The 1,577-nt window shown below is 39.8% G+C and carries 2 protein-coding genes; both read left to right on the forward strand.

Features of this window, described 5'->3' with window-relative positions:
* Positions 1-328: 328 nt before the first annotated feature.
* Positions 329-475: a hypothetical protein gene (locus tag T525_RS16420; protein WP_156945776.1), complete on the forward strand. Its 147-nt coding sequence runs from the start codon at positions 329-331 to the stop codon at positions 473-475.
* A 21-nt stretch (positions 476-496) separates the two neighbouring features.
* Positions 497-1,387: a GGDEF domain-containing protein gene (locus tag T525_RS0111240; protein WP_027407262.1), complete on the forward strand. Its 891-nt coding sequence runs from the start codon at positions 497-499 to the stop codon at positions 1,385-1,387.
* Positions 1,388-1,577 lie beyond the last annotated feature (190 nt).

Raw genomic sequence — 1,577 nt, forward strand, 5'->3', positions numbered from 1 at the left:
TTGCGGCGAGCCAATATGCCCTTCTAAATTAAAAAGGCCAGTCCTTGGACTGACCTTATCACTGTTGGCGTGGGGGCCAGCAGTGCGCCTATCATTAAGAAAAGCCAGTTGGAGGACCGGCTTTAATATTTGCTGGGGTGGACCAGCAAATGGAATGGGAGTTTATTTAAAAGAATTTTACCACAGATGATTATGTGATACAACTATTCCATTATGGAAAGGATTTTTAACATACTGTATAGAATATATATAGTAAAAAAAGAGAAAAATTTATTATCCATGGCGAATTTGACGATAAAAAATATAGATTTTCGGGAGGTTGTGAATTATGAATATTAAAAAGAAAATAGCTGTTACTTTGTTAGCTGGTCTGTTTACTGGAAATGTGGCAGGTGCCACGCCATCACTTATAGAGCGGGAAAGTATAAATCAGGTGGCTCTGCTCCAGTCCCTGGCCCAGGGCTACAATAATTAAATAAATTGGAGATGAGCGGAAATGAATAAGCAATCCATTTTTTTTCATAAGCGTAATAAAAATCTTTGGTTTACATCCACTGTGACCCTTTTGGGTATGGCACTGCTGATAGCCCTTGTTTGGTTTTTAAAGGTGCCCAATCCCAATATGGTATTGATTACCGGTATAATCATATTTACCAGCATGTTCGGGCGCATGGCCGGGGTGCTTTCCACCCTGATGATTATTATTTATTCCATGTATTTCTTTTCCATGGACCATGATTTTTTCACTTTTACTGAGGTTAATATATATAAAATGATGGTCATTTTGCTTAGCGTCATTATAAATACGGCCATTGTGGCCTATTTGCGCTATCGCTGGCGAAATGCACAGCTGGAGCTGTACGAGCTTAATGGCCAGCTCCGTCACCATAATGAACAGCTGCAGTTCCAAAGCAAAACAGATCAATTAACCGGTCTGTATAATCGTCATGCTCTCCGGGAAAATTATGACGACTATATTGGCAAGCAACTAACCGTTGCCTTTATGGATGTGGATAATTTCAAGCTGATAAATGACACCTGGGGTCATGATGCAGGGGATGAGGTACTGAAAATACTGAGCTCCAGTATGAAGGAAAAGCTGACCAATACCACCATTTATCGCTATGGCGGTGATGAGTTCCTGCTGATTCGAGACGATGTTGATATTGATTTATTTGAAAAGCAATTGGACTCCGTGAAAAAAGATTTGAGCAGCTTTAACAGCAGCAGGGAAGGGGAAAAGGTTAATTTTTCTCTCGGTTATGTGTACGGTGAAACCAAAACCTCATATGATTTGAGAAATATGTTTGAAAAAGCCGATGAATTATTGTACGATGTGAAACGTCATGGGAAGAAGAAATTTATTGGCAGTCCATATACTGGATAAGGAATGACATTGATAGAAATGGTAAACTTCGTGTGAAACGGTTTTTCGCACTACGCCCTTACAACGAAATCTAAAGCTCATCTGCATCCTTCGGAGATGCCGAGGAAAAGCTGGTGGGTTTTGCAAGGGTTATCAGCGATTATGCTACAACCTATTATTTATGTGATGTAATTGTTGATAAGGCATATCA

Source organism: Anaerovibrio sp. RM50, from assembly GCF_000622005.1.
GTDB lineage: Bacteria > Bacillota > Negativicutes > Selenomonadales > Selenomonadaceae > Anaerovibrio.

Bases quoted from the DNA above. Each gene is read 5' to 3' on its own strand.
- T525_RS16420 (WP_156945776.1), top strand. From the start codon at position 329: ATGAATATTAAAAAGAAAATAGCTGTTACTTTGTTAGCTGGTCTGTTT.
- T525_RS0111240 (WP_027407262.1), top strand. From the start codon at position 497: ATGAATAAGCAATCCATTTTTTTTCATAAGCGTAATAAAAATCTTTGG.